The organism is Herbidospora galbida (assembly GCF_005233835.1).
GTDB lineage: Bacteria > Actinomycetota > Actinomycetes > Streptosporangiales > Streptosporangiaceae > Herbidospora > Herbidospora galbida.
In genome coordinates this window covers 137,895-152,720 of sequence record NZ_SZQA01000014.1, presented here as the reverse complement: position 1 = coordinate 152,720, position 14,826 = coordinate 137,895, and the positions used below count along the sequence as shown (strand labels likewise).

Below are 14,826 nucleotides of genomic sequence, written 5' to 3'. Positions count from 1 at the left end.
GGCCCTCTTTCTCCCTCAGACTCCACTCTTGTCCACCAATGTCGGGATATCTAGCTTTTTCACGTCTCTTGGCCTTCACCCCAGGAGCCCGGACGGACGATGGATGAAAGACGAGGAAGGAGAACACGATGAAGGCCGCTATGGGGGACCGGCTGATCGTCGAGGGCGGCAGCGACCACGAGTCCCGGAAGATCGGCGTGATCACCGAGGTGCGCCACGAGGACGGCACCCCTCCCTACCTGGTGCGCTGGGCGGACGACGACCACGAATCCCTGGTGTTCCCGGGGCCAGACGCCCACGTGGTGAGCGAGCGGAGCTCTGACGGCTAGGGCCGCCGCTCGGCCTCGCCGATCGCCCGGCTGATCGACTCCAGGTCCATGCCGCCCTGGTAGCGCAGGCCGTTGATGAACAGCGTCGGGGTGCCGCGCACCCCGCTGGCCCGGCCGGTCTCCTCGTCGTGGCCGATCCTGTCGAGCCGGGCCGGCACGTCCGGCCACGGGTCGACGCCGATCTCGGCGGCGTAGCGGGCCAGGTCGCCGTCGGTCAGGAAGCGCTGGTTGGCGAACAGCAGGTCGTGCATCTCCCAGAACTTCCCGTCGGTGGCCGCGCTCTCGGCGGCCAGCGCGGCTGGCACCGCCCTCGGATGGATGGTGCGCAGCGGGAAGTGGCGGAACACCAGCCGGGTCGTCGGGTGCCTGTCGAGCAGTTCCTGCATGATCGGGTGCAGGCGCCCGCAGTAGGGGCACTCGAAGTCGCCGTACTCGACGATCGTGACCTTGTGGACGACCGGGCCGCGCACGTGGTCGGCGGGTCCGACCGGCTCGGTCAGCAGGACCGGCAGTTCCTCGACCGGTTCGAGGGCCGCCTCCGGCGGCGCGCACACGCCGCCCCGGTCCCAGGCCATGCGGAAGATCAGCCAGCCGGCCAGCGCCGACAGCGACGAGCCGACCAGGATGCCGATCTTGGCCTGGCTCTGCACGGCCGGATCCTCGAAGGCCAGCCCGACGATGAACAGCGACACCGTGAACCCGATGCCCGAGACGGCCGCGCCACCCAGCAGCTGTCCCCACACCAGGTTGCCCGGCAGCACCCCCCACTTCAGCCGCAGCGGCAGCCACGTGCCGAGCGCGATGCCGGCGAACTTGCCCAGCAGCAGCCCGAGCACGACGCCGATCGTGATCGGCGAGGTGACCGCCCGCCGCAGCGCCTCGGCGTCGAGCACCACCCCCGCGTTGGCCAGCGCGAACACCGGCACGATCAGGTAGCTGCTCCACGGGCTGATCCTGAGCTGGAGCCGTTCGTTCACCGAGACCGCCGCCTGCACCTTCCGCGCCGCCCGCCGGGCCCCGCGCGCGCTGGGGTCGGCGGTGAACTCGTGGACGGCCTCGCCCGCCGTCAGCAGTTTGTACTCGCTGGGCGCGTACACGAAGACCAGCACCCCGAGCGCGATGCCGATCAGCGTGGGATGCACCCCGCTCTCCAGCGTGGCCACCCACAGGGCGAACCCCAAGGCGATGTACGCCGGCGCCCGCCAGATCTTCAGCCAGCGCAGCATCACGATCGCGGCCAGCAGCGCCGCCGCGACGAACAGCGCCGGCAGCGACAGGTCCTCGGTGTAGAAGACGGCGATGACGATGATCGCCAGCACGTCGTCCACGATCGCGAGCGTGAGCAGGAACGCCCGCAGCGGCTCGGGACACCGCGCCCCCACCACGGCCAGCACCCCCAGCACGAACGCCGTGTCGGTGGCGATCGGCACCCCCCAGCCACCCGCCCCTGGCCCGCCCGCGTTCAACGCCAGGTAGACCACCGCCGGCACGACGAGCCCCCCGAACGCGGCGACCGCCGGGACGGCCAGCAGCCGCCGGTCGGTGAGCTGGCCGAGGCGCACCTCGTAGGAGATCTCCAGGCCGATGAGGAAGAAGAACAGGGTCATGAACCCGTCGTCGACCCAGTGGCGCAGATCGAGCGAGAACTCGGCCTCGCCGAAGGACAGCCCGGCCTGGATGCGCCAGAACGCCTCATAGGTGTCGCCCCACGGGGAGTTGGCCCACAGCAGCGCGACAAGGGTGGCCCCGAGCAGCACACTCGTGCTGCCCGCCTCGGTCCTGAAGAACGCCCGCAACATAGAAGCCCCGATGATAGGGCGCAGAACCACTCTGACCTGGTCAAAGACCCTCGACGTCCAGGCAAAGACTCGGCTAGGCGCCCGCGCCCGGAAGGGTCTCGGAGAGTTCGATCATGTTGCCCCAGGGGTCGCGGAAGAAGGCGAGGCGGCGGCTGATGTCCTCGATCTCGAACGGCTCCCCGATCAGGTCGACCCCCCGGCGCAGCAGTTCGGCGCGGGCCGCGTCGACGCTGTCGACGTGGACGCAGATGTGCTGGTAGCCGCCGTGACGCAGGCTCACCTCCAGGTCGTCCACGACCTCCTTAGGGAACGGCACGGGTCCCGCCAGGATCTCCACGTGGAAGTCGTCGTCGTTCGCGGGGCTGAGATAGGCCAGCTTCAGGTCCCCGTACGGCCACTCCTGCAACACCCGGAAGTCGAGCATCTCGACGTACCAGGCCTTGGCGGCCTCGTAGTCCGGCACCCGGATGCCGACGTGGTGCCCGGCGAAGGACGCGAACGGGCTGGCGGGGTTCTTGGGCGGGTGGGCGGGCATCGGCATGGCGCACTCCAACGGGAAACGGGATCGCCGCCCGATCGGGCGGCACGTAGAAGTCAACAGGCCCCGGGCCTCCCGCTGAACGGCCAAGCTGGCCCCGCCGAAACCGGTTCTCGCAGAACCACCCAGATCCGGTCGGCGATACTGGGCTTATGGCACGGCCCGATGAGATCCGCGAATTTCTCCGCTCACGTCGGGCCCGGCTCGCACCCGCCGACGTCGGTCTTCCCGTGAAGGGCGGCTCCAGGCGAGTGGCCGGGTTGCGCCGGGAGGAGCTGGCGATGCTGGCCGGCGTCAGCGTCGACTACTACACGCGGCTGGAGCAGGGCCGCGCGCCGCACGCCTCCGAGCAGGTGCTCGGGGCCGTCGCCGACGCCCTGCGCCTGGGCCCGCTGGAGCGGCGCCACCTGTTCGACCTGGTCAAACCGGGCGCCGACCCGGCCGCCGACCAGCCGCCCCGGGCCCGGCTGGCCGTCCGCATGATGCTGGCCGCCCTCGACCCGGTGCCCGCCATCCTGCACGGCCCGTTCCTGGAGGTCGTCGCGATCAACCGGATGGGCGCGGCGCTGCTCGACGACTTCGACGCGATGCCGCCGGGCGAGCGCAACATGGCGCGCTGGACGTTCCTGAACCCGAAGGCAAGGTCGGTCTACCCCGACTGGGACGAGGTGGCCCCGCAGATGACCGCGATCCTGCGGGCCGCCGCAGGCCCGGACGCCCGCGACCCGCGCCTGACCCGCCTGGTCGAGGAGCTCACCGCCCAATCACCGGAGTTCGCCCGCTTCTGGGCCGACTACGAGGTCTTCCAGCACACCCACGGCACCAAGCGCTTCCACCACGACGCGGTCGGCACGATGACCCTCAACTACGAGTCGCTGATCCCCCCGGCCGACCCCCACCTGTCGTTGATCATCTACTCGGCCGCCACCGGCTCCCCGTCGGAGGAGAAGCTGCGCCGGCTCGCCGACACGTCGGCCGCTAGACCTGGCGACTCTGGACGATGAAGTACTCGGCCACCAGGACGTTGCCCAGGATGGACCCCCACACGGCCACGGTGTAGATCGCCTCGAACCCCACCGAGGGATACAGCTGCAGGCCGAGGAGCGGGTAGACGCGCAGGGTGACCGCGGCGAACGTCAGGGCGTAGTTGCGGGTCATCCACATCTGGTGCAGTCGCACCTCACGGCGGCGGATGCTCCAGTAGGCCATCGCCAGGGTGTAGAGCCACGCCGCCACCAGGATGAAGAACGCGACCTGGGCCGGGAAGCCGCTGATCGTGACCGCGGCGTTGACCGCCGCCGCGACGGACGCGATCACGACCGAGACCAGGTAGACCCGGCCGACGACGCGGTGCAGCTCGGGCCTGCGGACGCGTAGCCGCTTGACGAACTGCAACGGCCCCAAGGCCAGGGCGAGGCCGCCCGGGACGGCGTGCACCGCCAGGTACAGGTAGTGCAGGGCCACGTCCGGGTTGAGCGCAACGGGGCGTCGGCCGCGTCTCCGCTCAGGTACGGCGGTAACGACGCGACGGCGAAGCCGACCGCGAGCACCGCCATCAGCCCGAAGATGGAGCGTGCTCTCGTCGTGGACATCGGGTGTTCCTTCACTGTCTCGGCGGCCCGTGCTGGCGGTACGCCGAAGGGCGGACACCCGTGTGCCGCAGGAAGGCCGACGACAAAGCGCCGGGAGACGCGAACCCGCATCGCGGGGCGATCTGCTCGATGCTCAGAGGGCTGGTGGACAGGAGCCGCCGCGCCTGCTCGATCCGTAACCGGGTGAGGTACCGGTGCGGGGTCTCGCCGGTGGCCTCCCGGAAGACCCGCACGAAGTGGTACACGCTCAGATGGACTCGGCGGCGATCGCGGCCGCCCGCGCCGGGCAGGGCGCGAAGCAGCTGCTCGACGACCGGATCGCCCGCCCGGAGGGCGGCCGACAGCTCCTCGAAGTCGGGCTCACGACCGCCCAGCGCCCCCGGCGTACAGCCGGACGTCCGCGTTCCCCGCCACGCACAGCGCGAGGTGCAGGTCGGACACGGCGGGCATGGGGAGCTGCTCGGCTTCGGAGGCGTGGTCGAAGCTCTGCACCAGCAGCGACCGCCACCCCGCGCAGTCCCAGCTGTTGTACGTGTGCCGCACATAGGCCGGTGTGTCGAAATCGGCGTACGACGATGTATCGAAGTCAGGCGAATCGAGCACACCACGAGCCTGATGAGCCGGGTCAGGCCCGGGGCAGCATCGAGCCCTTCAGCTCGCCGTGCGGGTCGTACACCACGCACATGACGTCGCGGTCGCCGTCCGCCCAGGTCTCGGCGGTCGGCAGGATCGGGTAGTAGTCCAGCTCGGCCCCCGCCTCACCGGGCCAGTAGTTCGCGAATCCCCGCTTGCAGCTGCTCCAGCCGAACTCGGCCAGCGCGGCGCGGTCGTAGGGCCCGTCGTCGGCGTGCACGAAGCCGTAGGACTGGTTGTCGGCGTGCTGGTCGCAGGTCGTGTAGAGGACGATCTCCTCGCCCGCCATCGGGGAGTACTCCGGGTCGGTGAAGCACTCGCCCGGCTCCAGGTTGAGCACTCCGGTCGTCTCGGGGGTCATGAAGTCGTCGCCCTTGCGCACGGCCGACGTGGGCGGGATGACGAAGAGCGCACCGAGCGCCAGCACGGCCGGCGCCATCGTCAGAAGGCGGTACCCCCGACGGGCTACGGTCATCGACACCCGTCCAGGCTGATGGATCAAGTGAAATATCACCTCAACGCCGGGTGTCGGCCGTACGGCGTACGGATGACGGCTCGGCTCCCCCGGCCCGACCTCGGGTGACGTTGCTCACAACGGCGCGGCAGAGATCGTCAGTTCACTTTGCGGCCAGCTTCCGGCCGGTTTCCGGCCAACCGCTTCTGCGTGGATCTCAGAGATCCCACCGTGCCCCTCGGTGGGGTGCAGTCCCCTTCCTCAGGAGTGAAGCTCGACGTGAGTGCCACCACCCGACCCTGGTCCCTCCGGACCCGGCAGGGCAAACTGATCGTGATCGGCGCCGGCGCGCTGCTCGTGGGCGGTCTTGCCTTCAGCCCGATGGCGTTCGGTGCCGCCGCACCGCCGAAGTTCCCCGCCGCCGAGATCCACAAGCCCACCCCGGTCCCCGACCGGGTCATCCTCACCCCGACCAGCACGCCTTCCTCGTCGCAGAAGGTCACCTGGCGCGCCGAGGCGACCATCGAGACCGCCCAGGCCCAGATCCTGGAGGCGCCTCGCGCGCTGGGCGAGGTCGCCCCCGCCGCCGGCGCCGTCACCAACGTGATGGCGCAGTCGAGCACCCCGGTCAACACCACCCTCGGGTACGCCTCGACCTACCACACGGTGGAGTTCGCCGGCCTCAAGCCCGCCACCCGCTACACCTACCGCGTCGGCGACGGCACCAACTGGAGCGAGTGGAACGACTTCACCACCGCCGCCGCCGCTTTCCAGCCGTTCTCCTTCATCTACTACGGCGACGCGCAGAACTACATCGACTCGGCCGTCCCCCGCGTGTTCCGCCAGGCGTTCGCCGACCGGCCGCAGGCCAAGCTGATCGTCAACGCCGGCGACCTCATCGACTCCGCCAACAGCGAGGAGCAGTGGGGCCAGTGGTTCAAGGCCGGCGGCTTCATCGACAGCCAGGTCAACAACCTCTCCATCACCGGTAACCACGAGTACAGCGGAAGCTCGCTGTCCTCGTTCTGGGTCCCGCAGTTCCCCTACCCGGACAACGGCCCGGCCTGGACCGACTACCCCGGCGCGGCGAACATCGCCAAGACCGCGTACTGGGTGGACTACCAGGGCGTGCGCTTCATCGGCCTGAACACCAACGTCCAGTCGATCCCCGAGCTGATGGCCAAGCAGACCGCGTGGCTGGAGGGCCTGCTCAAGGACAACCCGAACAAGTGGACCGTGGTGACCTTCCACCACCCCGTCTACTCCAACACCGGCACCCGCAACAACCCGGTCGTCCGCGCCCAGTGGGCCCCGCTGTTCGAGAAGTACGGCGTCGACCTGGTGCTGCAGGGCCACGACCACTCGTACGGCCGCGGCAACCTGAAGTCCGCCCGCCAGTCGGCGACCACCCACAACGGCGTCTCGTACGTCGTGTCGGTCTCCGGCGGCAAGATGTACGAGCTCAACGGCGGCGTGAACTGGACCGGCAACGGCGCCGAGGTCATCAGCACCAGCGAGAACACGCAGCTGTACCAGATGATCGACGTCGACGAGGACCAGATCCGCTTCGAGGCCCGCTACGCCAACGGCGAGCACCACGACGGCTTCGTCATCCGCAAGAACGACGCCGGTGAGCGCACCGTCACCGAGCTCGGCACCGGCAACACCGGCGAGCAGGTCACCGTCGACAAGACCAGCGTCGCCCCGGGCGAGCAGCTCACCGCCACCGCGTTCGGCTACGACCCGGCCGAGAAGGTGAAGGTCTACCTCGTCCGCACCAAGGGCACGGTCGACAGCCGGACCTACGTCGGCACCACGACCGCCGACGCGCTGGGCAAGCTGAGCTACGGCTTCACGCTGCCGGCCGACCTCGACAAGGACAGCACCTACCGGGTGTACCTCGAGAGCGCCACCCAGAAGATCACCAGCCCGGTGATCACGGTCAAGTAGTACCCGAGCCGGGCCGGCGCACGTCGCCGGCCCGGTCGGCTCGACAGGAGACCCCGTGACCCTCCGTACCCGCCTGGCGGGCGCGCTGCTCGCCGTGTCGGCGGTGGCCGCCGTGCCGGCGGCGCCGGCCGCCGCTCATCCCTTCGGCCCGCCGTCCACCGCGCGGATCAGCGTCGACGGCTCGCAGGTGGCCATCGCCTGGCTGGCCGCCGAAGACGACTGGGTCGCGCTCGGCCAGTCGCTCGGCGCGTTCGAGAACCCCGCCACCGGGCCGGTGTCCACCGCCCTCACCGGCGAGCAGAAGCTGCAGCGGTCGGCGGCGGTCCGCGACTACCTGCTCGGCCGGATCACCGTCGCGCAGGCCGGCACGCCGTGCCCCGGCCGACTGGAGTCGCTGGAGCAGCTGGTCGCCCAGGGCGCCCGGTTCGCCTTCGACTGCCCGAGGCCGGCCGTCGACCTCGACGTCACGGTGAGCGCCCTCACCGACCTCGACGAGAACTACCGCACCATACTCACCGCCGACACGCCCGCCACCCCGGCCCAGACGCTCTACACCGCGCGGCAGCAGACCACCCGGCTGCGCTTCACCGCCTCCGGCGGCGGCCCGGCCGCGGCCGTGATCACCGTCGCCGCCGGCACCGCCGCCGCGGCCCCGATCATCGGCGTGCTGGTGCTGCTGCGGGCACGACGCCGGAGGGCCGGGCAGGCCTGATCACGGCGGGAGGTCGCGCCGGCGTTCGGCCGACGCCAGCGCGTCCAGGCTGATCCGCTCCAAAAAGGCGCCGCCCCTGGCCAGTCGGCGCCCCCTGGGCGTGTCGAGCCCGAGCGTCCGCCCCTGTTCGGTGTCACCTGCGCCGCCGCGAGCTGATCAAGGTCAAGTGGTACCAGTCGATCGCCCTCGCCATGGTCACCAGGAACGTGGCCACGGCCAGCAATCTGCCGATGCCCCTGATGCTGCTCCCGTTCCTCGGCAGCGGCTTCGTCCCCACCGAGTCGATGCCAGTCGGCCTGCGCTGGTTCGCCGAACACCAGCCGGCCACTCCAGTCATCGAGACACTGCGAGCCCTGCTGGCCGGACGTCCGGCCGGGCCCGGCCTCCCGGAAGTGGCCACGTGGAGCTACCTGTGGGCCCGCAGGCTCTACAACCGGTGAGACCGTTCGATCCACCCTCGCAGCGTGGCGACGCGGTCGTCGTTGTACGGCTCCAGCCACTGCCGGACGATCCAGCCGGTGGTGAGGGGGATGGAGAACGCGGGCACCCGAGTCCGGCGGGGCCACCCCTCCGCGCTCTCCCACCGAAGGTCGAACTTGCCCGTCCAGGTACGCCGAACCTCGGTGATCCGCGCGGCCGGGACTCGACGAGTCCACATCACCTTGTGGACCTTGACCTCTGCGCCGGCGCAGGTGACACCGAACAGGGGCGCCCGCGCCAGGCGCACGACACCGATCACCAGCAAGGGCACCGAGACGACCGCGACCGCACCCGACTCGGCCGGCGTCGCCCGGAGCAGATGCTCCAATCGCAAGCCGCTGTCTTCTGTGTCCAGAACGACACTCGCCCAGAGCATGCCGAGCGCTATCAGCACGAGGCCCGAAACGGCCAGGGCGCCACGCACGATCGGGTGCGCCCTCAGCTTCATGTTTTCATGATGCGCCGGAGCGGCGCTCAGTGGAGGATCGCGGTGGTGAGGGTGTCTTTGATCCACCGTTCCCACTGGGCGGGTGTCCACCCCCGTTCGATGGTGAACAGCTGATAGACCTCGATGCTCACGAGGCAGAAGACGATGTCCGCAGCGCGGTCCACGGTCAGTCCCGGCCGCAGCGCGTGCTTGTCGGCCAGCTGCTGTACGACCGTGCGCTGCGCGAGGTAACGCTGCCCGAGGTTGGTCTGCCACTGCGCGGCCATCTCCGGGTCGGCGCCGACCGCGTCACGCACGATCTTCATGATCGGTGCCACCCGGCCGAAGACCGCGCGGGCGTTGCGCACCCAGATCGCGAGCGCGCGCCGGCCGTCCGGCTCGTCGCGCACGCGCTGGGCCCAGGTCCGATCCAGCAGGGGCACCGGCTTGTCGTCGCCGACGGCCAGCACGTCGACGACCTCCTTGAGCACCGTGGCCTTGTTTCCGAAGTGGAAGTAGAGCGTCTGGACCGCCACGCCGGCGCCCTTGGCGATCTGGGCGAGGGTCGTGGCCGCGTAGCCGTGCTCGATGAACAGGCCGGCGGCCTGGTCGATGATCCGGCGCCGGGTGGCGCGCGCCTGCTCTACGCGGCGGGTGCCAGGTTGGCCCTCCGCCTTGACACCTTCGCTCATTCGCTAGATCGTACTCTAGTGAGTGGCTAGAGCTAGCTCTAGCCAAACCCTGCCGGAAGGGGTACCTCGTGGACACCGCCGTCAACGGCTTCCACCACGTCAAGCTGCCCGTCGCCGACCTGCCGCGCAGCCGCGACTGGTACGCGCGCGTGCTGGGCCTGCACACTCACATCGAGTTCATGGAGGAGGGCGTGCTCATGGGGGTGGCGATGCGCGATCCCGGCGGCAGCGTCGAGCTCGCCCTGCGTCACGACCCGGCGCGCGCGGCCGCGCTGGCCGGGTTCGATCCGCTCGCCCTGTGCATTCCCACGTCGGCCGCCCTCGACGCGTGGCAGCAGCGCCTGGAGGACCTCGGCCAGCCGTACGGCGAGATCGTCGCCGGGCACCTGGGCCGGGTGCTCGTCGGCCTGCGCGACCCCGACGGCATCGAGGTGCGCCTCTACTTCCCGGCCGGAGGCGAACGATGAGCTTCGACACCGGGGGGTACCGGCTGACTCCAGACGACGGACCGCAGATGTGGTTCCTGGACACCCGGATGAACATCAAAGCCGGCGCCGCCCAGACCGGCGGGGCGTTCACGCTCATCGAATGGTCCGCGCCGGTCGGCTTCGCCCCGCCTCTGCACGTCCACGACGTCGAAGACGAGGGGTTCTACATCCTGGACGGCGAGATCAGCGTCCAGTGCGGCGACCGGCACTTCACCGCCGGGCCCGGAGACTTCACCTTCCTGCCACGCGGCATCCCCCACAGCTTCCTCGTCACCCAGGGCCCGGTACGCGGTCTGCAGATCACCGCGCCGTCGGGGTTCGAAGACTTCATCACCGAGATCGGCCACCCGGCGACCGGGCCGGGCCTGCCCGAACCCACCGAACCCGACCTGCCCCGCCTGATCGCCGCCGCCGAGCGCCACCACCAACGGATCCTCGGCCCGCCACCGCATCCACCCGCACAATGACCGAGCCTCGCGATCGATCCGGTCTCCGCTGTCGCCATGGCGTGGTGAGCGCGCTGATGCCTGCGGATCTCGCAGTGATTGCCGGCGGACCAAGCGGCCAGATCCAGGACGGTGGCCAGCAGTGAGGCGCCCAGGCCGGTCAGGGAGTACTCGACACGAGGAGGGACCTCCGCGTAGACGGTGCGGTCGACGAGCGCGGTGAAGAACGGCGTGCCGCCGCCCACCATGACCGGCACGGTGACCAGCACGTACTCGTCGATGTCTTCGGCAAGGGCCATGATCGCATTGACTTCCGGCCTTGGAGATACCACAGGCATGGGCGGCTGTATACGAACGGAGTCCGTCCCGCGACGGCCTCGACAGCACCCATCGCGCGGTGACAGGGTGGTCACACACCTGGGGATCGCGTCCATGCCCCGGAGGGTCGGCCGGGCAGTGTTTTGACCCCGTCCGCGCGTATCAACGCGCCGAATGAGGATAGAAGCACAGAGCGGCATTGCCGCGGGAGGGTCTGGCCGATGCCACGAGCGAATTTCGAGCGGTGGGCTATCAGCGACGACTACAACACCCTGCGAGGGCGCGTGATGCGCGGCGCGAGACTGGCGGGCCTGTCCGATGAGCGGGTCGAAGATCTCGCACTCGCCGTGCACGAAGCAGTGGTCAACGTCGTTGAACACGGCGGGGGCCGTGGGGAGCTGACGATGTGGCAGGACGGCACCGATCTGGTCATCGAGGTCAGTGACGAGAAGGGCGAGTTGACGACGGCGCACGTACGAGCCGAGCCCCCACCGCCGCCGTCGAAAGGTGGCGGGCGCGGGCTGTGGCTCATCCACCAGATCTGCGACGAAGTGGTCATATCCCGGCGAGCGGGACGGTCGACCGTGCGTATGCGCGCCCGGACGCGGGTCGTTTGACGGACCTGATTTCACACGGAGAGGGTCAGCAGTGCGATGTCGTCGTCGGCGTGCTGCGCGGGGACCGACATAGCCGTGAGCGCGTGATCGCACATCTCGTCAGAGTTTCCGGAGAAGCCCGCGAAAGCGTCACGGAGTTGCGCGAGCCGGTCGTCGAGGAACTCGTCACGGCGCTCGACCAAGCCGTCGGTGTAGAGCAGGAGCGTTGACCCGGGCGTCAGCCACACACGCTGGCCGATATAGGTGAACGTCGTCTGCAGACCGAGGCACAGGTTGGGGCGTACGTCGAGGAGTTCGGCCTCTTCGTCGGCGACGAGGAGAGGGGGAAGGTGGCCGGCGTTGGCGTACTCGAGCCAGCGGGTATCAAGGTCGTATACGGCGGCGAACGCGGTGGTGAACTGATTCCTGCCGACGCTTTCGAGAAACACGTTGACTTTCTCCATCGCCCTGGCGGGCGGCATGCCCTCCAGGACGTAGGCCCGCATGGCGCTGCGTACCCGGCCCATCAGGGCGGCGGCCTGGATACCGTTGCCGATCACGTCACCGATCGTCAGGCCGAGCCGTCCGTCGGGCAGGTGGAAGGCGTCGTACCAGTCGCCGCCGACCTGATGTCCTGCGGCTCCGGCGCGATAGCGGGAAGCCAGTTTGTACCGCTTGGACACCGGCAGGGCCATGGGCAGGAGGGACTGCTGGAGTTGCAGCGCTATGCCGTGCTCGTGACGGTAGCTCGCCGCGTTGGTCAGCGCCAACCCGGCCAGGTCGAGCAGCTCGCGCAGCCAGACCCGCTCGTCGAACCTCAACGAGGAGGAAGCGAGCCGCAGCATGGCGGTCCGTTGCCCGGTCGCGTCCACGTACCCGAACGGGAGGTCGAGCGTACCGGCGGGCGCCTCCCCGGGTTCCGACAGGGCGTGGCGCAACTGCGGAGACAGTCCCGGCCCGGTGGCGAGATGGGCGAGGCGGCGTACCTCCGGATCATCCTCGGTGGGCAACCACACCGAGCAGCCGTCGGAGTAGTCGGGAACCATGTGTCCGGCGAGGATCTCGGCGGCATGGCGCGGCTGGAGACTGCCGCTGAGCTCCTGGGCGACCGCCGACAGGGCCCTGATCCGGTCCGCTGCGTGGCGACGGCTGCGCGCGGTCGTCAGGTTGGTGCGCACGCGGGCGATGAGTTCGGCGCTGGTGAACGGTTTGACCAGGTAGTCGTCGGCGTCGGCGTCGGCGTCCAGTCCCTCGATAACGGCTTCCTGACCGGCCCGTGCCGACACCATGATCACAGGGATGTCGCGAAGGTGATCGGCGGCGCGGATGGCCTTGAGGAGTCCGAACCCGTCGAGGTCGGGCATCATCACGTCGGTTAGGACCAGCTCGGGTGGCGACTGCGCGGCCTCCAGGAACTGCAGCGCGCGGCGGCCGTCGGGAACGGCGTGGATGCGCCAGTGAGGGGCCAGGACCCGGTTCAGGTAGGCGCGCATGTCGGCGTTGTCGTCGACGACGAGCACTTCGACCGGACCGTGCTCGACGGGCGGCTGACCCGCCGTCCAGCTCATCGCCTCTTCGATGAAGCCCGCCGTCTCCGGCGCGGTCGTACACGGCTCCACCGCCCCGTCGACCGGCTCGAAGGGAATCGTCACCGTGAACACGCTGCCCACGCCTACCTCGCTGGTCACATCGATGCCCCCCTGGAGGAGGTCGACGAGTTCGCAGACCAGCGACAGCCCGATTCCGCTCCCCTCAGCGCTGCGGGACCTTCCTCCGGGCACCTGGTGGAAGCGCTCGAACAGGCGGCCCACGTCCTCGGGTGGGATCCCGGTCCCGGTGTCGGCGACTCGTAGGCGTACCGACGCCTCGGGATCGAGGTCGAGCGAAACCCGCACACCACCTTCGAAGGTGAACTTGAACGCGTTGGACAGCAGGTTGAGGACGATCTTCTCCCACATGCCGCGGTCGACCAGCACCGGGTGGGATAGCGGCGGACAGTCGACTTCGAAGGTCAGACCGCTGTGGCTAAGCACCGGGCGGAACAAGTCCGCTAGGTGGGAGGTGAGCTCGGCCAGATCGACCGCCTCTAGCCTCGGCTCGGTGGCTCCGGCCTCCGCGCGCGAGAAGTCGAGCAGTTTGTTCACCAGGTTGAGCTGCCGCAGCGCGTTGCGGTGGGCCAGCTCGACACCCTCGCGGTCACGCGGATGGGGCCCGGTCGAATCGGCGAGGGCGTCTTCCAGGGGGCCGAGCATGAGGGTGAGCGGAGTGCGCAGCTCGTGGCTGACGTTCGCGAAGAACCGCGACCTGGCCTCGCCGAGCGCGGCGAGTTGCTCCGCGCGTCGGCGCTCGTGGTCGAACGCGACGGCGTTGGTGACGGCGGCGGCGATGTGACCGCCGACTAGGCCGAGGAAGGCGCGGTAGTCGTCGTCGAGCGGGCGCCCGCTGTTGAGTCCGGCCACGAGGATTCCAGCGGACCGCTGACCGGATGACGAGCCGATGGGTAGAACCAGGGCGCGCCTGATGGGGTCGAAGCCCTCACGGGTCGGCGGTAGCTCCGGGCTGGGCGGACAGGGAGCAACCAGCGGACCGGTGAGCGCGGCGGCGAGCGGCCAGGCCGTCGCGGTGCGGGCGGCGAGGTCGACGAATACGGGGCTCAACTCGCCCCCGGGACTCAGCCCGGCGGCACTGGCAAGGGTCGCGGTGTCGCCGTCCGGTGCCAGCAGATAGATCAGCGCGAACGGGACATCGATGGGGTGGCCGCTGAACACCTCAGCGGCGGCCTCGGCCGCGTCGGCCGCCGAGATCGCGGTCATGGTGCGCTCGGCGAGTTGGTGCAGGATCGCCATGCGGCGGTCGCCGAGCACCTTGCCGGTGGTCTCGCTCACGACGGCGAACACGCCTGCGACGTTGCCCGCGTCGTCTCTGGCAGGTGCGTAGGTGAAGGTGAAGTAGGTCTCCTCAGGGAAACCGTTGCGGGTGGGCACCACCAGCAAGTCTTCGAAGTACGCGGCTCGCCCACTCTCTACGACTCCGTTGAGCATGGGCCCCACGACGTCCCACACCTCACGCCACGTCTCCTCGGCGGGCGCGCCGAGCGCCGACGGGTGCTTCTCGCCGAGGATCGGCACGAACGCGTCGTTGTAGAGCTGGGTGAGTTCGGGCCCCCAGAAGATAACCATGGGAAACTCGCTGGCCAGGCAGACTCCCAGTGCGCCGCGCAGGCCGACGGGCCACATGTCGATGGGGCCGAGCGGGGTGCCCGACCAGTCATGCGCGGCGATCATGGCGCCCATGACGCCACCGCCCGTGAGGACGGCGTTCATCGCGCGCGCCGCCGCCTGCTCTGCCACCCGCACCTCCTCGTTGCAGTCT

17 protein-coding genes and 1 pseudogene are annotated in these 14,826 nt (G+C 69.7%); 8 read left to right on the top strand and 10 right to left on the bottom strand.

Annotated elements, in window-relative coordinates; translation table 11 throughout:
• Positions 1 to 128 precede the first annotated feature (128 nt).
• Positions 129 to 329 (top strand): DUF1918 domain-containing protein, encoded by a 201-nt coding sequence (locus FDA94_RS16720; RefSeq protein WP_137247980.1) that lies wholly within the window; start codon positions 129 to 131, stop codon positions 327 to 329.
• Here the strand turns inward: FDA94_RS16720 and nhaA are convergent.
• Together nhaA and FDA94_RS16710 are read right to left on the bottom strand one after the other, a co-directional pair.
• Entirely contained in the window at positions 326 to 2,128 is a 1,803-nt protein-coding gene (nhaA, locus tag FDA94_RS16715) for a Na+/H+ antiporter NhaA (RefSeq protein WP_137247979.1), read from the bottom strand. The genes FDA94_RS16720 and nhaA overlap by 4 nt on opposite strands.
• A 73-nt stretch (positions 2,129 to 2,201) precedes the next feature.
• Entirely contained in the window at positions 2,202 to 2,669 is a 468-nt protein-coding gene (locus FDA94_RS16710) for a VOC family protein (protein WP_137247978.1), read from the bottom strand.
• A gap of 149 nt (positions 2,670 to 2,818) precedes the next feature.
• On the opposite strand from FDA94_RS16710, the gene FDA94_RS16705 reads away from it, so the two are divergent.
• Positions 2,819 to 3,670, top strand: coding sequence for a helix-turn-helix transcriptional regulator (locus tag FDA94_RS16705; RefSeq protein WP_137247977.1), 852 nt, complete (start codon positions 2,819 to 2,821; stop codon positions 3,668 to 3,670).
• Here the strand turns inward: FDA94_RS16705 and FDA94_RS16700 are convergent.
• The 4 genes from FDA94_RS16700 to FDA94_RS16690 all read right to left on the bottom strand — a co-directional run bounded on the left by FDA94_RS16700 (position 3,645) and on the right by FDA94_RS16690 (position 5,366).
• A complete protein-coding gene (locus FDA94_RS16700; protein ID WP_170990982.1) occupies positions 3,645 to 4,130 on the bottom strand; it encodes a DUF2306 domain-containing protein in 486 nt (161 codons plus the stop codon). The two genes, FDA94_RS16705 and FDA94_RS16700, sit on opposite strands and share 26 nt — an antisense overlap.
• 139 nt (positions 4,131 to 4,269) lie before the next feature.
• The gene (locus FDA94_RS39930) at positions 4,270 to 4,503 is read right to left on the bottom strand and encodes a helix-turn-helix domain-containing protein (RefSeq protein ID WP_212735361.1); all 234 of its coding nucleotides are present in this window, start codon (positions 4,501 to 4,503) and stop codon (positions 4,270 to 4,272) included.
• Between the two features lie 115 nt (positions 4,504 to 4,618).
• Positions 4,619 to 4,861 (bottom strand): hypothetical protein, encoded by a 243-nt coding sequence (locus tag FDA94_RS39925; RefSeq protein WP_212735360.1) that lies wholly within the window; start codon positions 4,859 to 4,861, stop codon positions 4,619 to 4,621.
• 22 nt (positions 4,862 to 4,883) lie between these two features.
• Positions 4,884 to 5,366 carry a hypothetical protein gene (locus FDA94_RS16690; RefSeq protein ID WP_137247975.1) on the bottom strand — a complete coding sequence of 161 codons (483 nt, stop codon included), beginning with the start codon at positions 5,364 to 5,366 and terminating at the stop codon, positions 4,884 to 4,886.
• 258 nt (positions 5,367 to 5,624) lie between these two features.
• Here FDA94_RS16690 and FDA94_RS16685 point away from each other — a divergent pair, with 258 nt between their 5' ends.
• From FDA94_RS16685 to FDA94_RS16670, 3 genes are all read left to right on the top strand, one after another.
• On the top strand, positions 5,625 to 7,295 hold the full coding sequence (locus FDA94_RS16685; protein ID WP_212735359.1) for a purple acid phosphatase family protein: 1,671 nt from the start codon (positions 5,625 to 5,627) through the stop codon (positions 7,293 to 7,295).
• Positions 7,296 to 7,350: 55 nt separating this feature from the next.
• Positions 7,351 to 8,007: a hypothetical protein gene (locus FDA94_RS16680; RefSeq protein WP_137247974.1), complete on the top strand. Its 657-nt coding sequence runs from the start codon at positions 7,351 to 7,353 to the stop codon at positions 8,005 to 8,007.
• A 191-nt stretch (positions 8,008 to 8,198) separates the two neighbouring features.
• Positions 8,199 to 8,447: an ABC transporter permease gene (locus tag FDA94_RS16670; protein ID WP_137247973.1), complete on the top strand. Its 249-nt coding sequence runs from the start codon at positions 8,199 to 8,201 to the stop codon at positions 8,445 to 8,447.
• Here FDA94_RS16670 and FDA94_RS16665 read toward each other — a convergent pair.
• Together FDA94_RS16665 and FDA94_RS16660 are read right to left on the bottom strand one after the other, a co-directional pair.
• Positions 8,435 to 8,935: a hypothetical protein gene (locus FDA94_RS16665; protein ID WP_137247972.1), complete on the bottom strand. Its 501-nt coding sequence runs from the start codon at positions 8,933 to 8,935 to the stop codon at positions 8,435 to 8,437. The two genes, FDA94_RS16670 and FDA94_RS16665, sit on opposite strands and share 13 nt — an antisense overlap.
• A 26-nt stretch (positions 8,936 to 8,961) precedes the next feature.
• The gene (locus tag FDA94_RS16660) at positions 8,962 to 9,606 is read right to left on the bottom strand and encodes a TetR/AcrR family transcriptional regulator (RefSeq protein ID WP_137247971.1); all 645 of its coding nucleotides are present in this window, start codon (positions 9,604 to 9,606) and stop codon (positions 8,962 to 8,964) included.
• A 68-nt stretch (positions 9,607 to 9,674) separates the two neighbouring features.
• Here FDA94_RS16660 and FDA94_RS16655 point away from each other — a divergent pair, with 68 nt between their 5' ends.
• Together FDA94_RS16655 and FDA94_RS16650 are read left to right on the top strand one after the other, a co-directional pair.
• Complete coding sequence (locus FDA94_RS16655) at positions 9,675 to 10,073, top strand: VOC family protein (RefSeq protein WP_137247970.1); 399 nt, start codon at positions 9,675 to 9,677, stop codon at positions 10,071 to 10,073.
• Positions 10,070 to 10,561 (top strand): quercetin 2,3-dioxygenase, encoded by a 492-nt coding sequence (locus FDA94_RS16650; RefSeq protein WP_137247969.1) that lies wholly within the window; start codon positions 10,070 to 10,072, stop codon positions 10,559 to 10,561. The genes FDA94_RS16655 and FDA94_RS16650 overlap by 4 nt, the downstream gene beginning before the upstream one ends.
• A gap of 92 nt (positions 10,562 to 10,653) precedes the next feature.
• Here the strand turns inward: FDA94_RS16650 and FDA94_RS40540 are convergent.
• A pseudogene (locus tag FDA94_RS40540) lies at positions 10,654 to 10,788 on the bottom strand (winged helix-turn-helix transcriptional regulator); the annotation flags it as partial.
• Positions 10,789 to 11,079: 291 nt separating this feature from the next.
• Here FDA94_RS40540 and FDA94_RS16640 point away from each other — a divergent pair.
• Positions 11,080 to 11,475: an ATP-binding protein gene (locus tag FDA94_RS16640; protein ID WP_137247968.1), complete on the top strand. Its 396-nt coding sequence runs from the start codon at positions 11,080 to 11,082 to the stop codon at positions 11,473 to 11,475.
• A gap of 11 nt (positions 11,476 to 11,486) precedes the next feature.
• Here the strand turns inward: FDA94_RS16640 and FDA94_RS16635 are convergent, their stop codons facing one another.
• Positions 11,487 to 14,804 (bottom strand): SpoIIE family protein phosphatase, encoded by a 3,318-nt coding sequence (locus FDA94_RS16635; RefSeq protein WP_170990981.1) that lies wholly within the window; start codon positions 14,802 to 14,804, stop codon positions 11,487 to 11,489.
• Between the last annotated feature and the right edge of the window lie 22 nt (positions 14,805 to 14,826).

What these genes read in the sequence shown, in the direction of transcription:
- FDA94_RS16670 (WP_137247973.1), top strand. Translation starts at nt 8,199, where the DNA reads ATGGTCACCAGGAACGTGGCCACGGCCAGCAATCTGCCGATGCCCCTG.
- FDA94_RS16660 (WP_137247971.1), bottom strand. Translation starts at nt 9,606, where the DNA reads ATGAGCGAAGGTGTCAAGGCGGAGGGCCAACCTGGCACCCGCCGCGTA.
- FDA94_RS16665 (WP_137247972.1), bottom strand. Translation starts at nt 8,935, where the DNA reads ATGAAGCTGAGGGCGCACCCGATCGTGCGTGGCGCCCTGGCCGTTTCG.
- nhaA (WP_137247979.1), bottom strand. Translation starts at nt 2,128, where the DNA reads ATGTTGCGGGCGTTCTTCAGGACCGAGGCGGGCAGCACGAGTGTGCTG.
- FDA94_RS16650 (WP_137247969.1), top strand. Translation starts at nt 10,070, where the DNA reads ATGAGCTTCGACACCGGGGGGTACCGGCTGACTCCAGACGACGGACCG.
- FDA94_RS16640 (WP_137247968.1), top strand. Translation starts at nt 11,080, where the DNA reads ATGCCACGAGCGAATTTCGAGCGGTGGGCTATCAGCGACGACTACAAC.
- FDA94_RS16720 (WP_137247980.1), top strand. Translation starts at nt 129, where the DNA reads ATGAAGGCCGCTATGGGGGACCGGCTGATCGTCGAGGGCGGCAGCGAC.
- FDA94_RS16710 (WP_137247978.1), bottom strand. Translation starts at nt 2,669, where the DNA reads ATGCCGATGCCCGCCCACCCGCCCAAGAACCCCGCCAGCCCGTTCGCG.
- FDA94_RS16705 (WP_137247977.1), top strand. Translation starts at nt 2,819, where the DNA reads ATGGCACGGCCCGATGAGATCCGCGAATTTCTCCGCTCACGTCGGGCC.
- FDA94_RS16690 (WP_137247975.1), bottom strand. Translation starts at nt 5,366, where the DNA reads ATGACCGTAGCCCGTCGGGGGTACCGCCTTCTGACGATGGCGCCGGCC.